We start from the raw sequence: 22,308 nt of genomic DNA on the forward strand, positions 1-22,308 counted from the left end.
AAGTAGCTTTATTTACGTTCGAGTGTACAAACCTTCGTCTACTCCTACTGGTGGAGGAGCTGTGTCCGATCCCATTCGGCTGCCGTTCGAGCAGGCCAGCCCGATGCGTCCCGCACCGCTGCTGCGCACGCTGCAGGCCCGAGGACCCGTCCACGCCATCCGCACCGCGGTCGGAGATCCGGCCTGGCTGGTGACCGGATACGAGGAGGTGCGCCGCCTGCTGGATGACGACCGGCTCGGCCGCGCCCACCGCGAGCCGGAGCGTGCCTCCCGTACCGGCGAGTCGGCGCTGTTCGGCGGCCCGCTCGGCGACTTCGACACCGAACAGGCCGACCACCGGCGGATGCGCTCGCTGCTGCAGCCGCACTTCTCGCCCAAGCGGATGCGTGCGCTACGCGGCCGCATCGAAACCCTCACCACGAACCTGCTCGATGAGCTGGCCAGCGCCGGACCGCCCGCCGACCTGCACGCCGCGCTGGCGCTGCCGCTGCCGATCGCGGTCATCTGCGAGCTGCTCGGCGTGCCGTACGAAGACCGCACGCAGTTCCGCGCCTGGACCCAGGCCGCCGCCGACATCACCGACCGCGCCCGCTCCGAGCAGGGCCTGGCCGAGCTGTTCGCCTACGGCCAGAGGCTCGTGGCCGGCAAACGCGCCGACGGCGAAGCTGACGCCGACGTGATCTCCCGCCTGGCCGCCACAGAGGGGGTCAGCGACGACGAGGCCGCCGCGATGGGCATGACGCTGCTTTTCGCCGGGCACGAGACCACGGTCATGGCGATCGGCATGGGCGCGCTGTGGATGCTGGCCACGCCCGGCCAGTGGCAGGCCCTCGTGGACGACCCGTCCCGGATCGACGCTGCGGTGGAGGAGATTCTGCGCGCGCCCGGCCTGGGCGGGGGCGGCATCCCCCGCTATGCCCGCACCGATCTGGAGATAGCCGGCGTTCACGTACGGGCCGGGGACCTGGTGCTGCTGGACACCGGCGCGGCCAACCATGATCCGGCCGTGTATACCGAGCCTGACCGCTTCGATCTCAATCGGCCGGCCATGCCGCATCTGACCTTCGGCCACGGCGCGCGGTACTGCATCGGCGCGCCGCTGGCCCGCATCGAGCTGCAGACGGTCTTCTCCCAGCTCGCCGCCCGCTTTCCCACCCTGAAGCTGGGCTGCGCGGTGGCGGAACTGACCTTCAACCCCAACGTCCTGACCGGCGGCCTGACCTCGCTGCCCGTCACCTGGTGACCGAGGCGGCACGGGTGGTGGCGGTGGAGCCGGAAACCGCGGCTGCGCGAGCAGGCGCAGGCGGACGGTGAAGCCGGCAGGACCGGCGATGGGGCGCACCGTAATCGCTACGTAAGAGCTGACCGGCCGCTGACATGGTGCCCTTGAAGCATGAAGCTGTTCAGACGTCCGGTCACGTTGGCTGTGGTCGGCTTGGGCGCCGTGCTGTTCGCCATCGCGATGTACCTGTTCCAGCCGTGGCGACTGTTCACGACCGTCGTGGTGAACGAGCCCCCGCCCATGCTTTCGTCAGCTCCGCACGATCAGGCAGGTGCCTCCCTCTCTGCCACCCCACCCGTACAGCCGACGAGTGCACTTGCCAAGCAGACCGAGCAGCTCGCCCGGGGCACGTTCGTCTCCCACGAGCACAAAACCACGGGCATGGCGGAAGTGCTGAGGCTGCCGGACGGATCGCGGGTACTGCGTTTGGCGGACCTGAACACCTCGGACGGCCCTGACCTGCGGGTCTGGCTGAGCGACCAGCCGGTCACCCAGGACTGGTTCGCCTTCGACGACGGACGTCACCTTGAGCTGGGCCATCTCAAAGGCAACCAGGGCAACGCCAACTACTCCATCCCAGCCGAAGCCGACCTGAGCACGCTGAAGAGCGTGACCATCTGGTGCAAGCGGTTCAGCGTCTCATTCGGTGCCGCGGCGCTGAGCTGACTCACATCCGCAGCCCCAGGCAGCGGTGCAGGCGCCGCCCGAGCCGGCTTTCAATCTCAGGGCCGGCCCGTCTGATGCGAGCCGACGGGGCCCAGCAACGTGTCGAGGGCCTGACGCAACCCGGTGGTGTCGGTGCCCGCCCAGCCCACGTACCCGTCGGGGCGGACGAGCACCAGCGGACCGCCGGGGACGGCGGGGGCCACCACGTTGACCCGGTCCTGCCGGCCGGTGACGTCGGCGTCGCCGATGAGGACGAAGCGCCGGTCGCGGAGCGCCTCGTACAGGCGGCCGCCGCCGGCGAGAGGGACGTCGGAGGCGCGGGCGCCGGTCAGTTCGTGCGCGCCGTGCGGCGCCGGGTAGTGGTAGCCGATGCCGCTGAGCTGCCCCGTCACCTTCTCGCGCACCTTGGGGACGGACAGCGCCCGGCGGGCGGCGAAGCCGCGGACGGCCCGCCCGGCGGCCGACTCGATCATGGCCGCCCGGATGATGGCGCCGCTGCTGCGCAGCACCGAGCGGCCGACCGGATGACGCTCGGTGTGGTAGGTGTCGAGCAGGGCGTCGGGCGCGCCGCGCAGCACGGCGGCGAGCTTCCAGGCCAGGTTGGCAGCGTCCTGGATCCCGGTGTTCATGCCCTGGCCGCCCGCGGGAGAGTGGACGTGGGCGGCGTCCCCGGCCAGGAAGACCCGGCCGACCCGGTAGTGGGGCACCTGCCGCTCGTCGCTGTGGAAGCGCGACAGCCAGCGGGCGTCGTGCATGCCGAAGTCGGTGCCCAGGGCGCGCCTGGCGACGTCGCGGACCTCGTCCAGGGTTAGGGGCGCGTCGTCGGGGACGGAATGGAGGCGGTCCCAGGCGAAGACCCGGTGGTAGCCGTCGCCGAAGGGCGCGATGAACGCGAACGCGTCGCCCACCCCGTTGACGGTCAGCAGCTCGGCGGGCTGCTCGGCGACCCGCACGTCGGCGAGCATGATGGACTTCAGCACCGACTTGCCGGGGAAGGGCTGGCCGAGGGCGCGCCGTACCGCGCTGTGGAAGCCGTCGGCGCCCACGGCGTAGGCGGCGCGGTGGGCGCCGTGCGCGGTCGTGACCGTGACCCCGATGGCGTCCTGGCCCACCTCCAGCACCTCGGCGTCGTAGACGATCTCGACGCCCGCCTTCAGCGCCCGCTCCAGGAGCAGATGCTCCACGTTGTACTGCGGGATGATCAGCAGGTACGGGTAACGGCTGGGCAGCGCGCCCAGATCGACCTCCACCCGCTCGAACAGCCGCACGCGGCGCAGCGCGGCGCCCATGGGCACGAGCTGGTCGGCCAGGCCGCGAGCGTCCAGTTGTTCCAGGGTGCGGGCGTGCACGCCGAACGCGCGGGAGAGGTTGGAGATCCTGTCGTCACGGCGCTCCAGCACGGTGACCGCGATCCCGGCCTCGGCCAGATCACCCGCGAGCAGCAACCCGGTCGGCCCCGCACCTACGACGATCACTTCGGACATGTCCTGTGCTCCTTAGTAGTAGGCGCGCATGAGCTCGGTCGCCCAGGCCGGCTGAACCGTCTCACCCTGCGGGCCGAATTCGGCCATGTAGGGCTTGACGTCCAGGACGGGGCTGCCGTCGATGGCGTCCAGCCCGCGTACGTGCAGGTCCAGCCCGTCCACGGCGAGCAGCCGGCACCGGGAGACGCCCAGCCGGTTCGGGCGGTTCTTGCCGCGTTGAGCGAAGATGCCGACCTCCGGCCAGTCCGGGTTCCCCCTGGGGCGGCGGGCGGAGGTGTGCACCGAAGCCGGATCCACGCGGTGGAACTGGAACACCACCTCCAGATGCGAGAACGCGTCCAGCCCGGCGACGCTGCCCGGCCCGTAGCGGGTGGCGTCGAGGCGGATCAGCGCCTGCTCGGTGTTCCAGTCGTCGTCGAACGCTTCCGTCCGCCCGCCGATGACCGTCCCCACGGCCTCGACGATGATCTCCTCCATCGTGCTCCTCCAATGTTCTGGGCTGCGGTTCCCGACAGTACGGCGCGGCGGTCCCGGCCGGATCAGTCACGGCGACCTGAGCCTCGTGGAGCCCCGGCGCGCGGATTAGGTAGGGTCGGCGCATCATGATCGGGCGAAACGCGGAGATTGCCGAGCTCAGCCGGATGATCGCCGAGTCACGGGCCGGGCGGGGCAACGCCGTCGCGATGTACGGTGAAGCCGGGATCGGCAAGTCGGCGCTGCTGGCGGAGGCCGCGTACCGGGCCGGCGAACACTCGCTCGTCCTGCGTGCCACCGGCGTCGAGGCCGAGTCCGAACTGCCCTTCGCCGCTCTGCACCTGCTGCTGCGCCCGGCTCGCCACCTGATCGACCGGCTGCCTCCCGGGCAGGGGGCGGCCTTGCGCGGCGCGTTCGGCGAAGGGCACGCAGGTGCTCCCGATCGTTTCCTCGTCGGGCTCGCGGTGCTGACCCTGCTCTCCGACCTCGCCGAAGAGCGTCCGCTGCTGTGCCTGATCGACGACGCGCACTGGCTTGACCGCGCGTCCCTGGACGCGCTGACGTTCGCCGCCCGCCGCCTGGCGGCCGAACGGATCACCATGATCTTCGCCGGCCGTGACGGCGTCGAGCCGGCTGTCAACGGCATTCCCGAGATGCGTATATCCGGCCTGACCAGGGCCGACTGCGAGCAACTGCTCGCCGGGCACGCGGCCGGGCTCACCCCCGAGGCCCGCGACCGGGTGATCGAGGAGGCCGAGGGCAATCCCCTGGCGCTGCTGCACTTCGCCGAGATCCTGACACCCGAGCAGCGGGCGGGGCACCTGGCGCCGCTTCCCTTGCAACCGCCGGGAGCCTCCGTGGCCGGGCGGCTGGAGCTGTCGCTGCGCGCCACCATCCGGCGGCTGCCTGAGCGCACCCGACTGCTGCTCCTGGTCGCCGCCGCCGACGGCTCGGGCAGCCTGCGGCTCGTCCTGCGGGCGGCGCAGGCCTTCGGCGCGGGGCCGGCGGACCTGGAGCCGGCCGAGCACGCCGCTCTGATCGACGTCTCCGGCGACCGGCTGCGCTTCCGTCACCCGCTCGTCAAGGCCGCGGCCTACCACGAGGCGCCGCTCGCCCGGCGTACGGCCGCCCACCTGGCACTGGCCGGGGTCCTCGGCGGCGAGGAGCATGCCGACCGCCGGGCCTGGCAGCTGTCGGCGGCCGCGCTCGAACCCGACGAGGAGACCTCGGCGATCCTCGCGGCGGCCGGCGAGCGCGCGGGAGAACGGGGCAGCAACGCCTCGGCCGCCACCGCGTACGAGCGGGCGGCGCAGCTCACCGTCGACCGGGAGCGACGCGCCCAGTGGCTGGCCGCCGCCGCGGAGTCGGCACTCGGCGCCGGGCAGCTTTCCCGTGCCGGGGCCGCCGCCGACCGGGGCCGCCGCCTGGCCGCGGACCCGCTGCTGCTGGCCCGGCTGGCCAGCGTGCGCGCCACGGTCGAGGCGGAGCAGGGTGATCCGGCGCCGGCCGCGTACACGCTGATCGCCGCCGCCGAGGGCATCCTGCGGACCGCGCCCGCGGACGCGGCGTCCCTGCTCGCCACGGCCGCGGGTGAGGCCTGGTTCGCCGGCGACCGTGGCGCGCTCGAGCGGGCCGCGGACCTTCTGGAGTCGCTCGCTCCCGTCGTGGAGGCACGCCTGGCCGGCGTGGCCGCGGCCGTGCGCGGCATGGAGCGCGTGGCCTCCGGCGACCCGGCCACCGGGCTGCCCCTCCTGCGCGCGGCCCTTCCCGGGGAAGAGGCGGTGGGCGGCGGCGCGGGCGATCGGGTCGCCGGCACCTACGCCGTGTTCGGCGCTCTCATGACCGGCGACGACGACGCCGCTTGCGAGCTGGCCGCCGCCCGGGTGGCCGCCTGCCGCGGCCACGGGCTCGTCGGAGCGCTACCGCACGCCCTGCAACTGCTCACCCAGGCGCAGATCCTGCGCGGCCGGCACGCCGAGGCGGCCGCGTCGGGGGCGGAGGCCTGGCAGATCGCACGGGACACGGGGCAGGAGGGACGGCTGCGCCACCTGCACGGCGTCCTCGCCCGCCTGGCCGCCATCCGGGGCGAGGACGACGAATGCCGACGCCTCGCCCACGAGGCAGAGGGCTCCGCCAGGGAACGCAACGGATCCGGCTGGGGCGGGTGCGCGCTGACCCTGCTCGATCTCGTACGGGCCCGCTACGACGCCGCGGCGGAGCGGATGGCGGGGATCCTCGACGGCCCCCTCGGCCATACGGTGATCGTCACCTTCGCCGTCGCCGACTATGTCGAGGCCTGCGCCCGCCTCGACCAGCCTGCCCGGGCCGCCGCTGCGTTCGCCCGGTTCGACGCGTGGGCCGAGGCCAGCGGCCGGTCCTGGGCGGCGGCGGTCGCCCACCGCTGCCGGGCGCTGCTCGCGCCACGCGAGGGGGCCGAGGCGCACTACGAGGCGGCTCTCGCGCTGGCTCCACACGGCGGGCGCCCCTTCGAGCAGGCGAGGACCCGCCTCCTGTACGGCGAGTGGCTGCGTCGGGCCCGGCGCCGTGCCGACGCCGGCGCACAGCTGCGCGCCGCGTTGGAGGGCTTCGCCGAGCTGGGAGCCGAGCCCTGGGCGGAACGGGCCCGTGCCGAACTGGCCGCGGCCGGTGTTCACGCCGCCGAGCTCAGGCCGCCCGCTGCGAGCACGGCGCTCGGCACGCTGACCTCCCAGGAACTCCAGGTGGTGCGGCTGGCCGCCACCGGGGCCACGAACCGGCAGATCGGCGCCCAGCTCTTCCTCAGCCCGCGGACCGTGGGATTCCACCTGTACAAGGCGTATCCCAAGCTGGGTGTCTCCTCGCGAGCCGAGCTGGCGGGCATCGACCTGGGCCCGCCGGGGTGAACCACCGCGCGCGTAGCTGCCGCCGGCTCGCAGCGCGGCCGCGATCATGGTGGTCTCGGCCAGTTCCTGCTGGGTCGCGCGGTGTCCGAGACTGGCTGAGGCCGGTCAGTTGCGTCCGGCCATGACACCGCCGTCGACGTCCCAGACGGCGCCGGTGACCCAGTCGGTCTGGTCGGACAGGAGGAAGGCGACGGTGGCGGCCACGTCGTCGGGGGTGCCGGTACGGCCGAGGGGGTGGAAGGTGTTGAAGCCGTCGAGTGCGGAGTCGACGTCCGCCTTGGGGATGAACTCCTCGTAGATCGGGGTGCGCACGACGGCGGGGGCGACCGCGTTGACGCGGATGCCGTGCGGGGCGAGTTCCATCGCGAGGTGCTGGGTGAGCGAGTGCAGCCCGGCCTTGGCCATCGAGTACGCCGACGAGGGCGTCGCGGCGACGGCCTGGTGCGCCCACATGGAGCCGATGTTGACGACGGCTCCCTTCGTGCCGCGGGCGACCATGTTGCCGGCGACGGTCTGGGTGAGGAAGAAGAAGGCCCGGTTGATGGCCTGGTAGCGGTCGTAGTCCTCGGGTGTGTGCGCCAGGAAGGACTTCGGGGCGAAGACACCGGCGGCGTTGACGAGGAGGGTGGCGTCGGCGTGCTGGTCGGTGAGGATGGCGCGCAGACGGTCGACGGCCGCGGGGTCGCCCAGGTCGGCCGCCAGGCCGACGGCCTTGCCGCGGGTGGAGAGGGCGGCTGCTGCTTCGTCGGCGCTGGACTGCGTGCGGCCGGTGACGACGGCGCTGCCGCCGGCGTCGAGGACGTGGCGGGCGACGGCGTATCCCATGCCGCTGGTGCCGCCGATGACGACGACCTTCTGCCCGGTGAAGTCGAGGGTGGTGCTGGACATGTGGTGCTCCTGTTTCGGTGAGTGCCCGGGCGGGGGCGCTGCCGGGGCTGAGGGTTCGGAGCGGGTTCAGACGGCCACGGTCTGGAAGCCATGGAGCAGGGTGATCTCAAAATACGCCATGGTTATGCCTCACTCGATCGGCAGGAAATGAGTCGAGCGGTAGATACCGCGATCTGCCTGCCAAGATAGGCATTCCATACGAGGTTCGGTAGACGATGCCGTTGAATCAAGCCATAAGCGGTATGTATAGCTAGCGGGCGGCTGCGAGGTTGTCGGCAAGGTGGCGAAGGTCCGCACCGAGCGGGGAGTCGGCGCTCCACACCGCTTCGAAGGAGATCTGCACCTCGCGGCCCTGGTTCATCAGGGGCCGATGGGGCACGTCGGGCGAGGTGAGCTTGGAGCGGGGGACCATCGCCGAGCCCAGGCCCAGCTTCGTCCAGTCCTCCAGGACCTGGTAGCTGGCGGCTTCCCCCGGATACGTCCGCAGGGGCAGCTCGTACGCCTGGAAGAGCTGCGTGGTGAACGTGGTCAGGCCGCAGGTGTCCGGAACGAGGATGAACTGCTCCTTGCCGGCCTCTTCGAGTTCGACCGGAGCGTCCTGTCCGGAATCGGGGCTGACGACGACGATCGGCTCGACGTCGATGACCCGGTGCTCGAAGCGCGGCATCGCGGCCACAGCAGGGATCAGGATGATGTCGAGCTGGCCGGCCAGCAGACATTCGCGCAGGTCCTGCATGTTCGCCTCGCGCAGCACAAGGTCGCGGGGCACTGGCAGGTCGCGGACCATGCTGAACGCCCGGGCGACCAGGTGTGAGCCGATCAGGGGCGAGAGGCCCATGCGGATCTTCTGCTCGCCAGGCTCGGTCAGCCGCCTGGCCTCCGCCGCGACGGCGTCGAGCGCGACCACGGCCCGCTCGATCAGGGGCAGGATCCGGGCGCCGAAGGCGGTCTGGGTCACCCCGCGCGGCGACCGGTCGAACAGCTTGTCGCCGAGGCGCTCCTCCAGCTTGGCGATCCCGTTGGACAGCGCGGGCTGCGTGACGCCGTAAGCGCGCGCGGCGGCGCTGAACGACTTGGTCTCGGCGACTGCCTGAGCGTACCGGAGACCTTCGAGATTCAGGCGATCCATCATAGCCATGCCTTATCGCTGCATTCACTGATGTCCCCTACCCGGCTCGTTCTCCTGCGCCTATGGTGGGACTCCTGCTGATGAGCATAACCAGCAGCTATAGGTAGCGTCATGTTCGGAATGGAAGGCACCATGTCAGACTCTGCCGTGACCATGGTCGTGACCGAGCCCCGAGGCCCTCTGCGTCCCTCCGCGGCCGAGACGACGTCGCCGACGGGTAAGTGGGTCCGTGTGTCGGTCACGGCGAGCGGCGTGTGCAACGCCGACATCGGCACGGCGGCTGCCGCCGGTCCGGGCACCTCCTTTCCGGTCACCCCGGGGCACGAGGTCGCAGGTGTCATCGCCGAACTCGGCGACCAGGTCGAGAGCTGGTCGGTCGGGGACCGTGTGGCCGTCGGCTGGTTCGGTGGCAGCTGCGGGCACTGCGCGTTCTGCCGGACGGGCGACGTCGTCCACTGCCCCGAACGCAAGGTGCCCGGCCTGTCCTATCCGGGTGGCTGGGCACAGAGCATCACCGTGCCCGCCGATGCGCTCGCGCGCATCCCCGACGAGCTCGACCTCTTCGACGCGGCCCCGTTCGGCTGCGCGGGCGTGACGACCTTCAACGCCGTACGCAAGGCCGGCACGCGTGCGGGCGGACGGGTCGCCGTGTTCGGGATCGGCGGACTGGGGCACTTCGCCATCCAGTTCGCGGCGAAGCTCGGCTACGAGACCATCGCGATCGCCCGGGGCGGCGACCGGGAGAAACTCGCCCGCGGCCTCGGCGCGCATCATTACATCGACAGCAATGCTCAGGCGCCCGGAGCCGCACTGGAAGAACTCGGCGGCGCCGACCTCATCGTCCACACCGCCTCCTCCACCGTCCCCGTGGACGAGCTGCTCACCGGGCTGAACGTGCACGGACAGCTCACCCTCGTCGGTGTCGACGCGGGATCTGTGACTGTTCCGGCGGCCCAGCTCGTCATGAACGGCCACACCGTCACCGGACACCTGACCGGCAGTGCGCGCGAGACGGAGGAGGCGATGGAGTTCGCCGTCACCAACGGCGTACGCCCCATGATCGAGCGCATGCCGCTGGAGCAGGCCGGCGAAGCCGTGACCCGGCTGCGCTCCGGTGCTCCCCGTTTCCGCATCGTGCTGGACACCGCCGGCGGCGAGTGACCAGGCCCCCTCGGGCCGTCCGTCGCGTCGCCTCGGCCGCGGGGCGATCCCGACTTGCCTTGAACCACCGGCTGGACACCCGGAAGCCGGATGCCGAAACACTGCCCGAAGACACCGGGGTTCGGCCTGATCAGAAAGGGAAGCCACACATGTCCCACCGGGACAGCCACGACGTGATCGTGGTCGGCGCCGGCGCCTCCGGACTGGCCGCGGCCACCGCTCTGCACGCCGCCGGCCGCGACACGGTCTGCCTGGAGGCCCGCGACCGCATCGGCGGGCGCCTGCTCTCGGCCCCCACATCGGATCCGGACCGGGCCCTCGACCTGGGAGCCACCTGGTTCTGGGACGGAGAGGAGCGCGTGCGGGCCCTGGCCGCACGCAGCGGCATCGAGACCTTCGACCAGCATCTCGCGGGGGACACCCTCCTCCAGGAGACCACCGGCACACACCGCCTTACCGGCAACCTGATCGATGCCCCCTCCCGCCGTTTCGCCAACGGATCCCAGAGCCTCGCCTACGCCCTCGCGGCCGCCCTGCCCGCCGACATCCTGCGGCTGAACACGCCCGTCACCGCCATCCACCCGGACGGCCAGGGCGGACTTGACCTGCGCACCCCGGCCGGAACCCGGCACGCCGGGCATGTCGTCCTGGCCGTCCCCCCGGCCCTGGCGCTGGAGCGCATCGACTTCGGCGACGCGCTCCCCGCCGACCTCGTGCGCCTCGCCCGATCCACCCCCGTCTGGATGGGCGCCGTCGCGAAGGTTGTCGCCCAGTACCCCGCCGCCTTCTGGCGGGAGGAGGGGCTGGCCGGTGCGGCGTTCAGCAGAACCGGCCCCCTCCAGGAGATACACGACATGTCAGGACCCGACGGCCGGCCCGCCGCGCTCTTCGGATTCGCACACGCGCGCACCGTCCGCCCGGGATTCGACAAGGCCGTCACCGCCCAGCTCGTGGCGCTATTCGGCCCGGCCGCGGCCACCCCCGACGTCCTGCACGTGCAGAACTGGAGCACCGAGCAGTGGACCGCCCCGTCCACCGTGCCGCACCTTGCTGACTACTCGCTCTTCGGCCACCCCCTCTATCAGCAGCCGACGCTCGACGGCCGGCTGCACTGGGCGTCGACCGAGACGGCGACCGACCACGCCGGACACATCGAAGGCGCCATCGCTGCCGGAGAGCGCGCAGCACTGGCCGTACTGGCGGCGCCCCCCGTCCCGAACAGCCGCAGCATCACCGTCACCACCACCAGCCGATAGGGATCCCGTCCATGGACCACCATTTCGATCTCGTCGTCATCGGCTCCGGCTCCGGAAACTCGATCGTCGACAAGCGGTTCGCCGACTGGAAGGTCGCCATCATCGAGAAGGGCCTCGGCCCGCTCGACAGCTTCGGCGGCACATGCCTCAACGTCGGCTGCATTCCGACCAAGATGTTCGTGCACACCGCTGACACCGCCCGCGCGCCGGAGCACGGCGCCGAGCTGGGCATCGACCTGGCCCTGCGCGGCATCGACTGGCCCGCCGTACGCGACCGGGTCTTCGGCCGCATCGACCCCCTCGCGGCCGACGGCGAGCGCTACCGCGCGACGGGGCACGGCAACGTCGCCCTCTACCGCGGCACGGCCCGCTTCACCGGCGAGCGCCGGCTGGCCGTGGATACGGCGGAGGGGCCCATCACGATCACCGCCGACCAGGTCGTGGTGGCAGTCGGCAGCCGCCCGGACATCCCCGACGTACCCGGCCTGGACCATACGCTCGGCTACCACACCAGTGACACCGTCATGCGCATGGACCGGCTCCCGCGCCGCATGACCATCCTGGGCTCAGGCTTCGTCGCCACCGAGATGGCCCACGTGTTCTCCTCCCTGGGCGTCGAGATCACCCTGATCGCCCGCAGCGACGTACTGCTGCGACACGAGGACACGGACGTGGCCCGACGCTTCACCGAACTGGCGCAGAACCGGTGGGACGTGCGCCTGAACCGCAAAACTGCTGGGCGCCGGCAGAGAAGGAGACAAGCTGCTCCTCGACCTTGAGGGCCCCGAGGGTGCGGAGCTGCTGGAGACCGACGAGCTGCTGGTGGCCACCGGCCGCCGGCCCAACTCCGATCTCGTGGACGCCGCCGCAGGAGGGCTCGCACTGCACCCGGACGGCCGTATCGTCGTAGACGGGCAGCAGGCTACCTCGGTGCCCGGAGTGTGGGCCCTCGGTGATGTCTCCTCCCCCTGGCGGCTCAAGCATGTCGCGAACCATGAGGCACGCACCGTCCAGCACAACCTGCTGCACCCAGGCGATCGCCGTGCCTCCGACCACCGGTACGTCCCTCACGCGGTGTTCTCCTCCCCGAGGATCGCTTCAGTGGGCATGACCGAACAGGAGGCCCGAGCCACCGGGCGCGCGTACGTGACCGCGACACGGGAGTACAGCGGAATCGCGTACGGCTGGGCCATGGAGGACACCACCAGCTTCGCCAAAGTGCTGGCCGACCCCACCACCGGTGAACTGCTCGGCGCGCACATCATCGGCCCTGAGGCACCGGCGCTGATCCAACCGCTGATCCAGGCCATGTCCTTCGGCCTGGACGCCCGCTCCATGGCCAAGGGCCAGTACTGGATCCACCCGGCCATGCCCGAGGTGATCGAGAACGCCCTGCTCGATCTCCCGCTCGACTGATCGGCGCCTCGAGGCGGTGCGAGTCAGTGCCGGCCGGCCGTGCTCGGGGCCACCGCGCTCCTGACCAGGTACGGCCGGCCAGGGGCCACAGCTGTCCACGGACGGGAGGATCATTCCCTGCGGCACGCTCGGCCCGGCGCTGCAGCCCGCTTCGCCTCGGCACGTGCAACGATGACCGGCTGGACGGGCCCGGACCTCAGCCTCGCGCTGCGCCTGCCACTGCCGCAGTCGCGAGGCGTACGACCGGGAACGCGGGCGTCCCTGCCTCGTTCCTGCCCGATCCCGAGCCCGGCCGTTTCGTCTCCTCCTGCAGTCTTCGTCAGGGGGAAAGGGGGTGAAACGGTGGGCGGGCGGGGTGAAGCGCAATCATCGCAGCTCGGCCATCAGTGCCACGCTGGGAGCCCTCCCCGCGTGCTGCTCGTATCGTGACGATCAACGACACGGCTGCGGAGGGGCTGCATGAACGAGCGGGATGACTACATCAAGCTCTCGAGGCGGTTACGCGACTTCCTGGAGGAAGACCGGATCATCGGGCCGACGGTCCCGGGCCGCCGCCGCGTGGTCATGCTCAACCGCGCGGTCAACCTGACCGAGGCGGGCATCTCGCGGCTCGACCCCCTGTTCTCCGAGGTGTGGGCGCGCTTCGCCGACGTCCTGCTCGCTGCTCGGCCGAAGTCGGGGCGGTTGCGCAGGCTCGTCGTGACCGCGATCAACCAGGCCGGCGAGACGCACGGCCCCGACGACCCCCTCATGACCCGGCTGCGGACGGTCCGGTCCCAGGCCGGGGCGAGGGCCGGCAAGCCGAACGAGCGGAAGCTGGCCCGGGCCCAAGAGGACATGGCGAGGTTGCGCGAGGACCCCGGCTCCACCCGCCTGTGGGTGGTCGCCATGGACAAGCTCGCCCAGCTCTACCTCGACGCGGGGCGATACGACGAGATGATCGACACCTACGACCGGCTGATGGGTGAGCGCACCCGGCTGGGCCTCGAAGAGGAGCAGCTGGCCTTCGTGGAGAGGTTCGTCGGCGACACCCTCTTCCAGCAAGGGGAGGCGGCCCGGGCGGCTCCGCTGCTGGCCGCCGTCACAGCCAGGAACGACCGGCGCCGGCGGCCCGACGCCTCTCTCGACGACACCATCGACGACACCAACGTGGACCTGTCGCTGGCGCTGTGCCACCTGGCCTTGAAGCAGCCCCGCGAGGCCGAGGCCGTCCTGCGCGAAGCGATGCGCCGGCTGCGCCGGCACGACGACAGCATGCGCAAGAGGTTCTTCCACCGGCTGCGGCACCGCACCACGTACGAGCTGGGGTCGGCGTTGTGGAAGCTGGGGCGCGCGGGGGAGGCCGCCCCGTGCTTCGAGGAGGCGCACCGGCTCGTGGCCGGGCCGCGATATGTGGACCGCAAGTTCGTGACGCCCTATCGCAACGCGCTGACGTACATCGAGCTACGGTGAAGTCGCCCCGTTGCCCCACTGCATGACTGCGCGGCCATTGCAGAATCGAGGTCGGCACCCAGTTGGAAGCCACAGTGAAGTGCCCTGACATGTCGCGCGCTGCGCGTCTTACCGCCCATAGTGCCGTCTCCACATCCCTGGCCTTGTGCAGTGACCGCGCCCTGAGCGAACTCGTGGACACGGCCGTGCCGCTCGGATCCGGCATCGGCGGGAAGTCGGCCCTGCTCCAGGTCGCCGGAGCCCCGGTCTTCGTGAAGCGGGTGCCCCTCACCGATCTGGAGAGGCAACCCGAGCATGTCCGGTCCACGGCGAATCTGTTTGACTTGCCCGTTTTCTGCCACTACGGCGTCGGCGCCATCGGCGTGCCGGGCTTCGGGGTCTGGAGGGAACTCGCCGTACACACCATGACGACGAACTGGGTGCTCGCAGCGCAATACGAGGGCTTCCCCTTGATGTACCACTGGCGAGTGCTGCCGGACTCGACGTCCCTGCCCGAAGAACTGGCCGACATCGACAGGGCGGTCGCCTACTGGGGCGGCGGATCGCAGGTACGCCGCCGGATCCAGGCTCTCCAGCAGTCCTCGGCGAGCGTCGCGCTGTTCCTGGAGTACATTCCGCAGAACCTGCACCAGTGGCTGGGTGCCCAGGTCGAAGCAGGCGACCAGGCCGCCAACCGAGCCTGCGCCATGGTGGAGAGGGAACTTGCAGCCGGCATCTCGTTCATGAACAGCCGCGGGCTCCTGCACTTCGACGCGCACTTCGAGAACATCCTGACCGACGGCCGGCGCCTCTACTTCGCGGACTACGGCCTCGCGATTTCCTCCGGGTTCGAACTATCGCAGGACGAGGCCGACTTCTTCGGCCGGCACCAGACCTACGACCGCTGCTATTCCGCCACGTATCGGGTGGACTGGCTGGTCACCGCTCTGTACGGACTGCGGAGAGGGGACGGGGAGGGCCGCTACAAGCGGGTGCGTGCCTACGCGGAGGGCGAGCGCCCCACAGGAATCCCGGAGGAGGCCGCAGCGATCATCGCCCGGCACGCGCCGATCGCTGCCGTGATGTCCGACTTCTACCGCACGTTCCAACGCCGGAGCAGGCGGGCCCCCTACCCGCTTGAGGAGATTCACCAGCTTGGCGGGATGCGCTCCTGATGGAGGTCCTGCTCGGCGCAGTCGTCGCGACCGCGTCGTCCACCATCGCCGCCGACGGAAACCGGAACATACTGCAGTCCGTTCGGCGACCGACACGACGGTGCCGGCGCCGATACGATCAGTCCGTCACCCGCTCGATCGCCCGCTCGCCCAGTGGGGGTAGTGCCATGACGGAGTCCGTCGGTGCCGTGTACCTGACTGCCGCCCAAGATCGCGCGGTGTTCATGACCGGTGGTGAGCTCGCCGTCCTGGGCGAGACGCTCGACAAGCTGCAGGCCCGGCCGGCCGTCGCGGGGCCGCCGCTCGAGGTCGAGGCGCTCACGCGGCTGTCGCGGACCGTGAACCTCGGCCAGAACGGCCCGTCCGCCCCTGTGGTCGTACTGTCTGCCGGCGAACAGCGGTGGCTGGAGCTGGTGCGGTGCCAGGAGGCAATCCGGCAGACGCTGCCACTGCGGCTGCGGCAGGTCTGCACGGCGTGCGGCAGCGACCGCATCCTCGACCCGGCGCGCCGTGCGAAAACCGCAAAGAAGGCCGACGCCACCCGGACGGAACCGTCCGGCCAGTCGCTGATGCACAGCGCCGAGTTGTTCAACGACGACCACCCGTTCCTCGCCGTACTCAACCTCCTCCTCAACGTCGACTGGTCCGAGGAGCCCGCGGCCGAGGAGCAGGAGCCCTGTGACCGGTGCGACGGCGACGAGTTCGACAGAACGCCGATCACGTTCTGTCCCGAATGCCGGGCTCTCCGGGATGAGTCGGTGCTGGTGCGGTGCTCTGAGTGCGGCTTCGATTTTCTCGACGGCGCGACTGCGGACCCGCTGTGGACGCCCGTCGCGGACGCGATGGCCCGGCGCAACCACGCCACCCTGCGCAGCCGGGCCGGCGAGTTTGAGAACGCGCTCTGGCCGGGCCAGCTCGAGGCGCTGGTCGGGGCGGTCGGCGGCGACGAGCAACTGGTGGCGATGTGCCGTTGCGCCCGCCCAGGCGAGATCGGCCGGTACGTGGCGCTGCTGCTGACGACCGAGCAGCTGGTGTGGGCGCGGGAGTCGGCCTTCTCGGAGGTCAAGAGCGGCAAGGTTCGCTGGGCGGACATGCGGGCGGTGCGCGAGCACGGTGACCAGGGCGACAAGTACGAGTGGGGCGTCGAGGTGGAGACGGCGGACGGGCCGCCGCTCGCGTTCACCGACTTCCGCGGCGTCGGCGTCGGGCTCGGCGACGCCCCGCCGGAGTTCACTGCAGACCACCTGCTGCGGTTCATGGCCGATCTGCACCGTGACCGGAAGCCCCTCACTGCCAAACGCGATCTCGAACCCTGAAGAACAAGCTCAGGCCATCACGGAGTGCGGAACCCGCGGAAGGTCACGTGTTTCCGGACCTCGAAGCCGAGCCGCTCGTAGAGTGCGATCGCGCCGGTGTTCGCCTCGGCGACGTGCAGGAACGGACGTTCGCTCCGAGCCGCGATGCGCGCGGCGAGCGCACTGACCAGGCGGGCGGCATGGCCTCTCCCACGTGCCTCGGGAGCGGTGCAGACAGCGCTGATCTCGGTCCATCCCGGAGGCCGGAGCCGTTCGCCCGCCATTGCCACCAATGTGCCGTTGTCGCGTACGCCGAGATAGGTGCCGAGTTCGTGGGTGCGGGACCAGAACGGTCCTGGTTGGGTCCGCGCAGTGAGCTCGAGCATCTCAGGCACGTCGTCGACGCCGAGTTCGACCACCCCCGCGTCTGGCTCGGCATCAACGTGACCGAGGTGGCGGCCGGCGGGACCGATCATTTGAAGGCCGTCGAGGGTGAAGACCGGCTCCCAGTCCGCAGGCGGGGTCGCCGGGCAGCTGAACAGATCGGCGAGCTCGCCGTGACCGAGCAAACGAGCGAGATCGGCCCACTCTGCCGCGTCCGGGTCGGTGGATACCGCGGAGAAGGTTGCGACTTCCGGGAGGTAACCAGCCGCCTGGCCGAGCCGACGGGCCAGAGGTGCGTGGTGGCCGCGGAGCGACTCACCGACCGGGTCGTCGAGTGAGACGGCGTCGCGGTTGGCCATTGTGCTGTGCCTCTCGTGTCGTGCGCGCGTGGGAGTCGGCGGTTGCCCGATGCTATGCCGCTCAGGCCTGTGGTCAGCACCGAGAGCATGCCACGCGTCTCGAGCCTCGTGAGCCGGGCCTGTTGGGCCTCAGCCTTTGTCCGGCTGCCCGTATCGCGATGAGCGGGCACGGGTGGCGGGCCTCAATCGGGTGTATCCGCCCACTCTGGCGCTCCGTTCCGGGCTGCTCGCCGGGCCTGGCCGGCACTGCGGCGCTGGACAGCCTCAACGCCGTCGCCCCGGCCGACGGCGAGACGGTGGCGCCACGGCTGACGGCGAGACGGTGGCGCCACCGGTGGGGTGGGTGCCGGCCACCGGGCATTCTGCCGTGCCGCCGCGCCGGCTTTCCATGCACGGCAGGAGCCTGGTGGCCGGGTCAGCTCAATCGACGGCGATCAAACCCCGCTGGTAGGCGCGGACGAGGCGCCGGGGCACGAGCAGCTGCCGCCCGTTCACGGTGACCGGGACGAGGTCGGGCGCGGTCGCCTTCCACTGGCTGCGGCGGTGCCGGGTGTTGCTGCGGGAGGTCTTACGCTTCGGCACGGCCATGGCTACCAGCTCGCTTTCGTGACACCCGGCAGCTCGCCGCGGTGGGCCATCTCCCGGAAGCGCACCCGGGACAGGCCGAACTTGGTGAGGTGCCCGCGAGGACGGCCGTCGACGGAGTCGCGGTTGCGGACGCGGGTGGCGCTGGCGTCGCGCGGCTGGCGGGCCAGTGCCCGGACCGCTTCCGCCTGTTCCTGGGGTGTGCCGGTGCGGATGAGCTCCTTCAGCTCGGCCCGCCGCGCGGCGTAGCGCTGGACCACGGCCTTGCGCCGCTCGTTGGCGGCGATCTTGCTCTTTTTGGCCATCAGACCTTCTCTCCTCGTGCACGGATCTGGGCGACGGCCTTGTCGATGCCGATCCTGTCGATGGTCTTGATCGCGCGGGCGCTGAGCGTGAGCCGGACGTGGCGGCCCTCGCTCTCAAGCCAGTAGCGGCGCTGCTGGATGTTGGGGTTCCAGCGGCGCCGGGTGCGCCGGTGGGAGTGAGAGACGTTGTTCCCGAAGACCGGCTTGGCCCCGGTGAGCTGGCAGTGCGCGGACATCATGTCCTCCCGTAACGCTGGTGGAACCGCTCGACGCGACCGGCGGTGTCCAGGACGCGGCTGCGCCCGGTGTAGAAGGGGTGGCTGGCCGAGGACACGTCGACGTCCACCACCGGGTAGGTGTTGCCGTCGGTCCACTCGATCGTCTTGTCGCTGGTGATCGTGGAGCGCGTGAGGAACGCGAAGTCCGCGCCGGGATCGCGGAAGACGACGGGGCGGTAGTCGGGGTGGATGCCCTTCTTCATCGTTCCTCCCGGAAGAGCACGTGCTGGCGGATGGTCGGGTCGTACTTGCGAAGGGTGAGCCTGTCGGGTGTGTTCCGGCGGTTCTTCCTGGTCACGTAGGTGTAGCCGGTGCCCGCCGTCGATCTGAGCTTGATCACGGGGCGCACCTCATTTCTGGCCAAAACGGTTCCTTTCCACTTGCGGCAATATGCCATGATAACGAAAATGGTTTTCGTTTCAGCAACTGGAGGCTCCGTGCCCACTCCGGTCGTCCTCGTCGCGGGCCTGCACGCCACGGCTCGCACCGCCACCGTCGAACAGCTGCTCGCCGGGCATCCCGGCGCGCTCGCCGTCCACCACGATCTGAGCCAGGTCACCCACGGGCGTGTCCGCCGCAGCGTTCGGGACAGGACGGGCATGCTCGACACGGCCGAGGTGCGGCTCGCGCACGGCTGCGTCACCTGCACCGTGCGCGAGGACCTGCTTCCCCAGCTCGTCATGCTGGCGCCGGGCGCGACGCTGCTGATCGTGAACCTGTGGGACTCGGTGGAGCCCCGCTCGGTGGCCGAGGCGATCGACTGCGACGAGGCACGGGAGACCCTGCGACTCGCCGCCGTACTCACCGCGCTGGACGCCGCGGCCTTGCCCGATGACATCACCCGCGGCGAACGACTCACCGAGGTCGGCAGGCCCGCGGCCGCCGGCGACCAGCGTTACCTGGCCGAGGTGCTGGCCCGGCAGCTCGAATACCCGACCGCCCTGGTGCTGCACGGCGGTGACGAGGACGACCAGGAGCTGTCCCGCATGGTGCTCACCCACCTCACCCCCTTCACCCCGGTCCACACCGTCGAGGCCCTGCCTCCGGTCACCGGCGCCCGGGTATGCGCCGGCGAACTGGCAGAACGCGTGGACCCCGCCACCGCCCAGCTGCCCGGCGACCTCCAGGCCGGCGAGATCGTGACCGCCGTCTGGCACAGCCGCCGCCCGCTGCACCCGGCCCGCCTGTTCGAGGCCGTCGACGAGCTGGTGACCGAGTCGGTACGCTCGCGCGGCCGCTTCTGGCTGGCCAACCGCCCAGGCGAGCTGCTGGCCTGGGACGCCGTGGCCGGCATCGTCTCGGTCGAGGCCGCGGGCCCCTGGCTGGCCACGCTACCCCGAGCCGCCTGGGACCTGGTCTCCCCTGCCCGCCGTCTGGCCGCCGACCTGGACTGGGACCCCGAGCGCGGCGACCGCGTCCAGCACCTGGTCTTCACCGGCCCCGATCTCGACGCCGCCCGCTTCCGTATGCTCCTCGACTCCTGCCTGCTCACCGAGAAGGAAGAACAGGCCGGAGAGGACGCCTGGAGCCGCTACGACGACCCGTTCGCCCCCATCCTCGCCATCAAGGAGAACGCATGAAGACCCGCCGCACCCCGCGCAAGAAGCCCAACCCGCTCCTGCAGGTCGACCGCATCGACTACAAGGACACCGCCCTGTTGCGCAAGTTCATCTCCGATCGCGGCAAGATCCGCAGCCGCCGGGTCACCGGTGTCACCGTGCAGCAGCAGCGCCTGATCGCCAGGGCCATCAAGAACGCCCGTGAGATGGCCCTGCTCCCTTACGCCTCACGTCCCAGCGCATGAACAAGCCCGTTCCCGTCGCGCTGGTCGGGGGCCTGTACGGCAGCGCCCGGGCCGCCGCGGTCGATCGGCTGCGGCACCGCCATCCGGGCGCCCTCGCGATCCATCACGCCGTCGCCGCGGGCCGGGTCGAGCGCGTGGTCCGCGACTCTGCCGCACACCCGCTTCTCCGAGCTGCGCATCGGGCGGCGCCGGTACGGTGGAGGTCGAGTACACCTGGTGGGTCCTCGGCCATGACGGGCTCAAGGCTGAGCTCGCCGAACACGGCCTGCACATCAGCCCCACCGGCCCACGGCAACCGCTACCCTGCTGCCGCGTACCAGCATGAGTTCGGGCAAGGCGGGGAGGACCATGACGCAGCCGAGCACGACGGATCCGCCAGGCCAGGAGAGCCACGCCCCGCCGCCTGCCGCGAATGACTCCGCCGGCATCCGGCTGCCTTGGGCGTTCATCGCTTTGGTGGCCTTGCTGGTGGTCGGCCGGTTCGTGCTGGCGCCCTACCTGACGGCTCCGGCGTTGCAGACGTGGGCGACGGTGTTCGTGGCGGTGTGCGTGCAGGCGCTGCCGTTCCTGGTGTTCGGGGTGGCGCTGTCGGCGGCTGTCACCGCGTTCGTGCCCGCGTCGTTCTGGAGCAAGGCGCTGCCACAGCGTGTCTATGCGGCAGTGCCCGTCGCCGGGGTGGCCGGGGCGGTGCTGCCCGGCTGCGAGTGCGCGTCCGTGCCGGTGGCCTCTGGCCTGATGGCCCGGGGCGTGGCACCGCCCGCGGCGCTGGCGTTCCTGCTGGCCTCGCCGGCGATCAATCCCGTGGTGCTGGTGGCCACCGCGGTGGCCTTCCCGAACGACCCCTCGATGGTGGTCGCGCGGTTCGCCGCCTCGCTGGCGGTGGCCGTGCTGGCCGGGTGGATCTGGGCGCGGTTCGGGCGCGGCGAATGGCTGCCGGCACCTCGCCGCACGGCTGAGGCCGGGCAGAGCAAGGTGAACGCCTTCCTGGACGCGATGCGCCACGACTTGTTGCACGCCGGCGGATTCCTGGTGGTCGGCGCCCTGGCGGCGGCAACCTTGAATGTGGTGATCCCCAGGTCGTGGCTGACCGCGGTGGCAGGGGTACCGGTCGTGTCCGTGTTGGTGCTGGCCCTGCTTGCGGTGCTGCTGTCGATCTGCTCGGAGGCCGACGCGTTCGTGGCGGCCTCACTCACGGCGTTCTCCCCGACGGCCAAGCTGGCGTTCCTGGTGGTCGGACCCATGGTGGACCTGAAGCTCATCGCGCTCCAGGCGGGCACCTTCGGACGGGCCTTCACCTGGCGTTTCGTGCCGCTCACGCTAGCCCTGGCAATCGGCGTCAGCTTCGTCACAGGCTGGGCGCTGCGGTGAACCGCCAGACGCAGGGGGCTCTCCTGGCGATCCTCGGCGCCGTGCTGCTGACCATCTCCGCGTTCTCCACGACGTACGTCAACTACGTCAAGCCCGGCTTCCGGCCGCTGCTCGTGGGAGCCGGTGCGGTGCTGGTGGGTCTGGGCCTGCTTTCTGTCGCCCAGGGCTGGCTGGGCAGGCCCGGCGCTCATGGCCACGCTCCGCGGGTGGCGTGGTTGCTGGCCGCACCCGTGTTCGCGATCGCGATGATCGCGCCTCCCGCGCTCGGCTCGTTCGCGGCCAGGCTCGACGACGGCGCGCCCGCGCCATCCCGTACCGCGAACTACGGGAAGCTCGGCCGCGGTGGGGTGACGGAGCTGACGCTGGGCGAGTTCATCGGACGGGCCTACGCGCCGTCAGGTTCCTCGCTCACGGGGAGGAAGGTCAGGCTGACCGGCTTCGCCGTACCGTCCAAGACCGGCTGGTACGTCACCAGGATGCGGATCAACTGCTGCGCCGCCGACGCGATGGCCTTGGAGGTCGCCGTGCACGGCGTACCCTCGCCCAAGGAGAACACCTGGGTGCAGGTCACCGGCACGTGGATCCCTTGGAAAGAGGGCGTTCCCGATGACTACGAACCGCCGGCGCTGACCGCCACCGACGTCACCGCCATCGCGCAACCAGCGGAACCGTACGAATAGGTCCCC

25 protein-coding genes are annotated in these 22,308 nt (G+C 71.0%); 14 read left to right on the top strand and 11 right to left on the bottom strand.

All coding sequences use genetic code 11. The annotated features are described in order from the left end of the window. Positions 1-61: 61 nt before the first annotated feature. A complete protein-coding gene (locus ABN273_RS32025) occupies positions 62-1,243 on the top strand; it encodes a cytochrome P450 (protein ID WP_349452803.1) in 1,182 nt (393 codons plus the stop codon). A 150-nt stretch (positions 1,244-1,393) separates the two neighbouring features. Continuing rightward, positions 1,394-1,948 carry a DM13 domain-containing protein gene (locus ABN273_RS32030; protein WP_349452804.1) on the top strand — a complete coding sequence of 185 codons (555 nt, stop codon included), beginning with the start codon at positions 1,394-1,396 and terminating at the stop codon, positions 1,946-1,948. A 56-nt stretch (positions 1,949-2,004) separates the two neighbouring features. On the opposite strand, the gene ABN273_RS32035 is transcribed toward ABN273_RS32030, so the two are convergent. Both ABN273_RS32035 and ABN273_RS32040 read right to left on the bottom strand, forming a co-directional pair. Further along, a complete protein-coding gene (locus ABN273_RS32035; RefSeq protein ID WP_349452805.1) occupies positions 2,005-3,432 on the bottom strand; it encodes an FAD-dependent monooxygenase in 1,428 nt (475 codons plus the stop codon). A 12-nt stretch (positions 3,433-3,444) separates the two neighbouring features. Beyond that, a complete protein-coding gene (locus ABN273_RS32040; protein WP_349452806.1) occupies positions 3,445-3,909 on the bottom strand; it encodes an SAM-dependent methyltransferase in 465 nt (154 codons plus the stop codon). Positions 3,910-4,034: 125 nt separating this feature from the next. Here ABN273_RS32040 and ABN273_RS32045 point away from each other — a divergent pair, with 125 nt between their 5' ends. Then, positions 4,035-6,788 (top strand): helix-turn-helix transcriptional regulator, encoded by a 2,754-nt coding sequence (locus tag ABN273_RS32045; protein ID WP_349452807.1) that lies wholly within the window; start codon positions 4,035-4,037, stop codon positions 6,786-6,788. 105 nt (positions 6,789-6,893) lie between these two features. Here ABN273_RS32045 and ABN273_RS32050 read toward each other — a convergent pair whose 3' ends face one another. Together ABN273_RS32050 and ABN273_RS32055 are read right to left on the bottom strand one after the other, a co-directional pair. Further along, complete coding sequence (locus ABN273_RS32050; RefSeq protein WP_349452808.1) at positions 6,894-7,676, bottom strand: SDR family NAD(P)-dependent oxidoreductase; 783 nt, start codon at positions 7,674-7,676, stop codon at positions 6,894-6,896. Between the two features lie 250 nt (positions 7,677-7,926). Beyond that, positions 7,927-8,808, bottom strand: a complete 882-nt coding sequence (locus ABN273_RS32055) for a LysR family transcriptional regulator (protein ID WP_349452809.1) — start codon at positions 8,806-8,808, stop codon at positions 7,927-7,929. A 129-nt stretch (positions 8,809-8,937) separates the two neighbouring features. Between ABN273_RS32055 and ABN273_RS32060 the strand changes: the two genes are divergently transcribed. The 7 genes from ABN273_RS32060 to ABN273_RS32090 all read left to right on the top strand — a co-directional run bounded on the left by ABN273_RS32060 (position 8,938) and on the right by ABN273_RS32090 (position 16,560). Continuing rightward, positions 8,938-9,966, top strand: coding sequence for an alcohol dehydrogenase catalytic domain-containing protein (locus tag ABN273_RS32060; RefSeq protein ID WP_349452810.1), 1,029 nt, complete (start codon positions 8,938-8,940; stop codon positions 9,964-9,966). 149 nt (positions 9,967-10,115) lie between these two features. After that, positions 10,116-11,222 (top strand): flavin monoamine oxidase family protein, encoded by a 1,107-nt coding sequence (locus ABN273_RS32065; RefSeq protein ID WP_349452811.1) that lies wholly within the window; start codon positions 10,116-10,118, stop codon positions 11,220-11,222. An 11-nt stretch (positions 11,223-11,233) separates the two neighbouring features. Further along, entirely contained in the window at positions 11,234-12,001 is a 768-nt protein-coding gene (locus tag ABN273_RS32070; protein WP_349452812.1) for an FAD-dependent oxidoreductase, read from the top strand. 43 nt (positions 12,002-12,044) lie between these two features. Further along, positions 12,045-12,638, top strand: coding sequence for an oxidoreductase dimerization domain-containing protein (locus tag ABN273_RS32075; protein ID WP_349452813.1), 594 nt, complete (start codon positions 12,045-12,047; stop codon positions 12,636-12,638). A 459-nt stretch (positions 12,639-13,097) separates the two neighbouring features. Continuing rightward, positions 13,098-14,090 carry a tetratricopeptide repeat protein gene (locus ABN273_RS32080; protein WP_349452814.1) on the top strand — a complete coding sequence of 331 codons (993 nt, stop codon included), beginning with the start codon at positions 13,098-13,100 and terminating at the stop codon, positions 14,088-14,090. Positions 14,091-14,233: 143 nt separating this feature from the next. Next, the gene (locus ABN273_RS32085) at positions 14,234-15,244 is read left to right on the top strand and encodes a protein kinase family protein (RefSeq protein ID WP_349452815.1); all 1,011 of its coding nucleotides are present in this window, start codon (positions 14,234-14,236) and stop codon (positions 15,242-15,244) included. Positions 15,245-15,411: 167 nt separating this feature from the next. After that, on the top strand, positions 15,412-16,560 hold the full coding sequence (locus tag ABN273_RS32090) for a hypothetical protein (RefSeq protein WP_349452816.1): 1,149 nt from the start codon (positions 15,412-15,414) through the stop codon (positions 16,558-16,560). A gap of 17 nt (positions 16,561-16,577) precedes the next feature. Here ABN273_RS32090 and ABN273_RS32095 read toward each other — a convergent pair whose 3' ends face one another. The 6 genes from ABN273_RS32095 to rpmG form a co-directional block, all read right to left on the bottom strand. Next, the gene (locus ABN273_RS32095; protein WP_349452817.1) at positions 16,578-17,282 is read right to left on the bottom strand and encodes a GNAT family N-acetyltransferase; all 705 of its coding nucleotides are present in this window, start codon (positions 17,280-17,282) and stop codon (positions 16,578-16,580) included. A gap of 420 nt (positions 17,283-17,702) precedes the next feature. Next, positions 17,703-17,870 (bottom strand): 50S ribosomal protein L32, encoded by a 168-nt coding sequence (gene rpmF, locus ABN273_RS32100; RefSeq protein ID WP_349452818.1) that lies wholly within the window; start codon positions 17,868-17,870, stop codon positions 17,703-17,705. A 2-nt stretch (positions 17,871-17,872) separates the two neighbouring features. Next, positions 17,873-18,172, bottom strand: a complete 300-nt coding sequence (rpsN, locus tag ABN273_RS32105) for a 30S ribosomal protein S14 (protein ID WP_349452819.1) — start codon at positions 18,170-18,172, stop codon at positions 17,873-17,875. Further along, the gene (gene rpmB / locus ABN273_RS32110) at positions 18,172-18,408 is read right to left on the bottom strand and encodes a 50S ribosomal protein L28 (RefSeq protein ID WP_349452935.1); all 237 of its coding nucleotides are present in this window, start codon (positions 18,406-18,408) and stop codon (positions 18,172-18,174) included. The genes rpsN and rpmB overlap by 1 nt, the downstream gene beginning before the upstream one ends. Next, positions 18,408-18,653, bottom strand: coding sequence for a type B 50S ribosomal protein L31 (locus ABN273_RS32115; protein WP_349452820.1), 246 nt, complete (start codon positions 18,651-18,653; stop codon positions 18,408-18,410). Before ABN273_RS32115 ends, rpmB begins: the two co-directional genes overlap by 1 nt. Continuing rightward, positions 18,650-18,814, bottom strand: a complete 165-nt coding sequence (rpmG, locus tag ABN273_RS32120; RefSeq protein ID WP_349452821.1) for a 50S ribosomal protein L33 — start codon at positions 18,812-18,814, stop codon at positions 18,650-18,652. The genes ABN273_RS32115 and rpmG overlap by 4 nt, the downstream gene beginning before the upstream one ends. Before the next feature lie 73 nt (positions 18,815-18,887). Between rpmG and ABN273_RS32125 the strand changes: the two genes are divergently transcribed. Both ABN273_RS32125 and rpsR read left to right on the top strand, forming a co-directional pair. Further along, on the top strand, positions 18,888-20,030 hold the full coding sequence (locus ABN273_RS32125; RefSeq protein ID WP_349452822.1) for a CobW family GTP-binding protein: 1,143 nt from the start codon (positions 18,888-18,890) through the stop codon (positions 20,028-20,030). Continuing rightward, positions 20,027-20,254, top strand: coding sequence for a 30S ribosomal protein S18 (gene rpsR, locus ABN273_RS32130; protein ID WP_349452823.1), 228 nt, complete (start codon positions 20,027-20,029; stop codon positions 20,252-20,254). The genes ABN273_RS32125 and rpsR overlap by 4 nt, the downstream gene beginning before the upstream one ends. Here the strand turns inward: rpsR and ABN273_RS32135 are convergent. Continuing rightward, positions 20,230-20,433 (bottom strand): hypothetical protein, encoded by a 204-nt coding sequence (locus ABN273_RS32135; RefSeq protein WP_349452824.1) that lies wholly within the window; start codon positions 20,431-20,433, stop codon positions 20,230-20,232. The two genes, rpsR and ABN273_RS32135, sit on opposite strands and share 25 nt — an antisense overlap. Before the next feature lie 169 nt (positions 20,434-20,602). Between ABN273_RS32135 and ABN273_RS32140 the strand changes: the two genes are divergently transcribed. Both ABN273_RS32140 and ABN273_RS32145 read left to right on the top strand, forming a co-directional pair. Then, the gene (locus ABN273_RS32140; protein WP_349452825.1) at positions 20,603-21,622 is read left to right on the top strand and encodes a permease; all 1,020 of its coding nucleotides are present in this window, start codon (positions 20,603-20,605) and stop codon (positions 21,620-21,622) included. Continuing rightward, entirely contained in the window at positions 21,619-22,302 is a 684-nt protein-coding gene (locus ABN273_RS32145; RefSeq protein ID WP_349452826.1) for a TIGR03943 family putative permease subunit, read from the top strand. The genes ABN273_RS32140 and ABN273_RS32145 overlap by 4 nt, the downstream gene beginning before the upstream one ends. Positions 22,303-22,308: the final 6 nt, after the last annotated feature.

Source organism: Nonomuraea sp. B19D2 (genome assembly GCF_040137845.1).
Taxonomy (GTDB): domain Bacteria; phylum Actinomycetota; class Actinomycetes; order Streptosporangiales; family Streptosporangiaceae; genus Nonomuraea.

Excerpts from the sequence above, each read along its gene's own strand:
- ABN273_RS32030 (WP_349452804.1), top strand. The coding sequence starts at position 1,394 with ATGAAGCTGTTCAGACGTCCGGTCACGTTGGCTGTGGTCGGCTTGGGC.
- ABN273_RS32035 (WP_349452805.1), bottom strand. The coding sequence starts at position 3,432 with ATGTCCGAAGTGATCGTCGTAGGTGCGGGGCCGACCGGGTTGCTGCTC.
- ABN273_RS32040 (WP_349452806.1), bottom strand. The coding sequence starts at position 3,909 with ATGGAGGAGATCATCGTCGAGGCCGTGGGGACGGTCATCGGCGGGCGG.
- ABN273_RS32045 (WP_349452807.1), top strand. The coding sequence starts at position 4,035 with ATGATCGGGCGAAACGCGGAGATTGCCGAGCTCAGCCGGATGATCGCC.
- ABN273_RS32050 (WP_349452808.1), bottom strand. The coding sequence starts at position 7,676 with ATGTCCAGCACCACCCTCGACTTCACCGGGCAGAAGGTCGTCGTCATC.
- ABN273_RS32055 (WP_349452809.1), bottom strand. The coding sequence starts at position 8,808 with ATGATGGATCGCCTGAATCTCGAAGGTCTCCGGTACGCTCAGGCAGTC.
- ABN273_RS32060 (WP_349452810.1), top strand. The coding sequence starts at position 8,938 with ATGTCAGACTCTGCCGTGACCATGGTCGTGACCGAGCCCCGAGGCCCT.
- ABN273_RS32065 (WP_349452811.1), top strand. The coding sequence starts at position 10,116 with ATGTCCCACCGGGACAGCCACGACGTGATCGTGGTCGGCGCCGGCGCC.
- ABN273_RS32070 (WP_349452812.1), top strand. The coding sequence starts at position 11,234 with ATGGACCACCATTTCGATCTCGTCGTCATCGGCTCCGGCTCCGGAAAC.
- ABN273_RS32080 (WP_349452814.1), top strand. The coding sequence starts at position 13,098 with ATGAACGAGCGGGATGACTACATCAAGCTCTCGAGGCGGTTACGCGAC.
- ABN273_RS32090 (WP_349452816.1), top strand. The coding sequence starts at position 15,412 with ATGACGGAGTCCGTCGGTGCCGTGTACCTGACTGCCGCCCAAGATCGC.
- ABN273_RS32095 (WP_349452817.1), bottom strand. The coding sequence starts at position 17,282 with ATGGCCAACCGCGACGCCGTCTCACTCGACGACCCGGTCGGTGAGTCG.
- rpmF (WP_349452818.1), bottom strand. The coding sequence starts at position 17,870 with ATGGCCGTGCCGAAGCGTAAGACCTCCCGCAGCAACACCCGGCACCGC.
- rpsN (WP_349452819.1), bottom strand. The coding sequence starts at position 18,172 with ATGGCCAAAAAGAGCAAGATCGCCGCCAACGAGCGGCGCAAGGCCGTG.
- rpmB (WP_349452935.1), bottom strand. The coding sequence starts at position 18,408 with ATGTCCGCGCACTGCCAGCTCACCGGGGCCAAGCCGGTCTTCGGGAAC.
- ABN273_RS32115 (WP_349452820.1), bottom strand. The coding sequence starts at position 18,653 with ATGAAGAAGGGCATCCACCCCGACTACCGCCCCGTCGTCTTCCGCGAT.
- rpsR (WP_349452823.1), top strand. The coding sequence starts at position 20,027 with ATGAAGACCCGCCGCACCCCGCGCAAGAAGCCCAACCCGCTCCTGCAG.
- ABN273_RS32135 (WP_349452824.1), bottom strand. The coding sequence starts at position 20,433 with ATGCGCAGCTCGGAGAAGCGGGTGTGCGGCAGAGTCGCGGACCACGCG.
- ABN273_RS32140 (WP_349452825.1), top strand. The coding sequence starts at position 20,603 with ATGACGCAGCCGAGCACGACGGATCCGCCAGGCCAGGAGAGCCACGCC.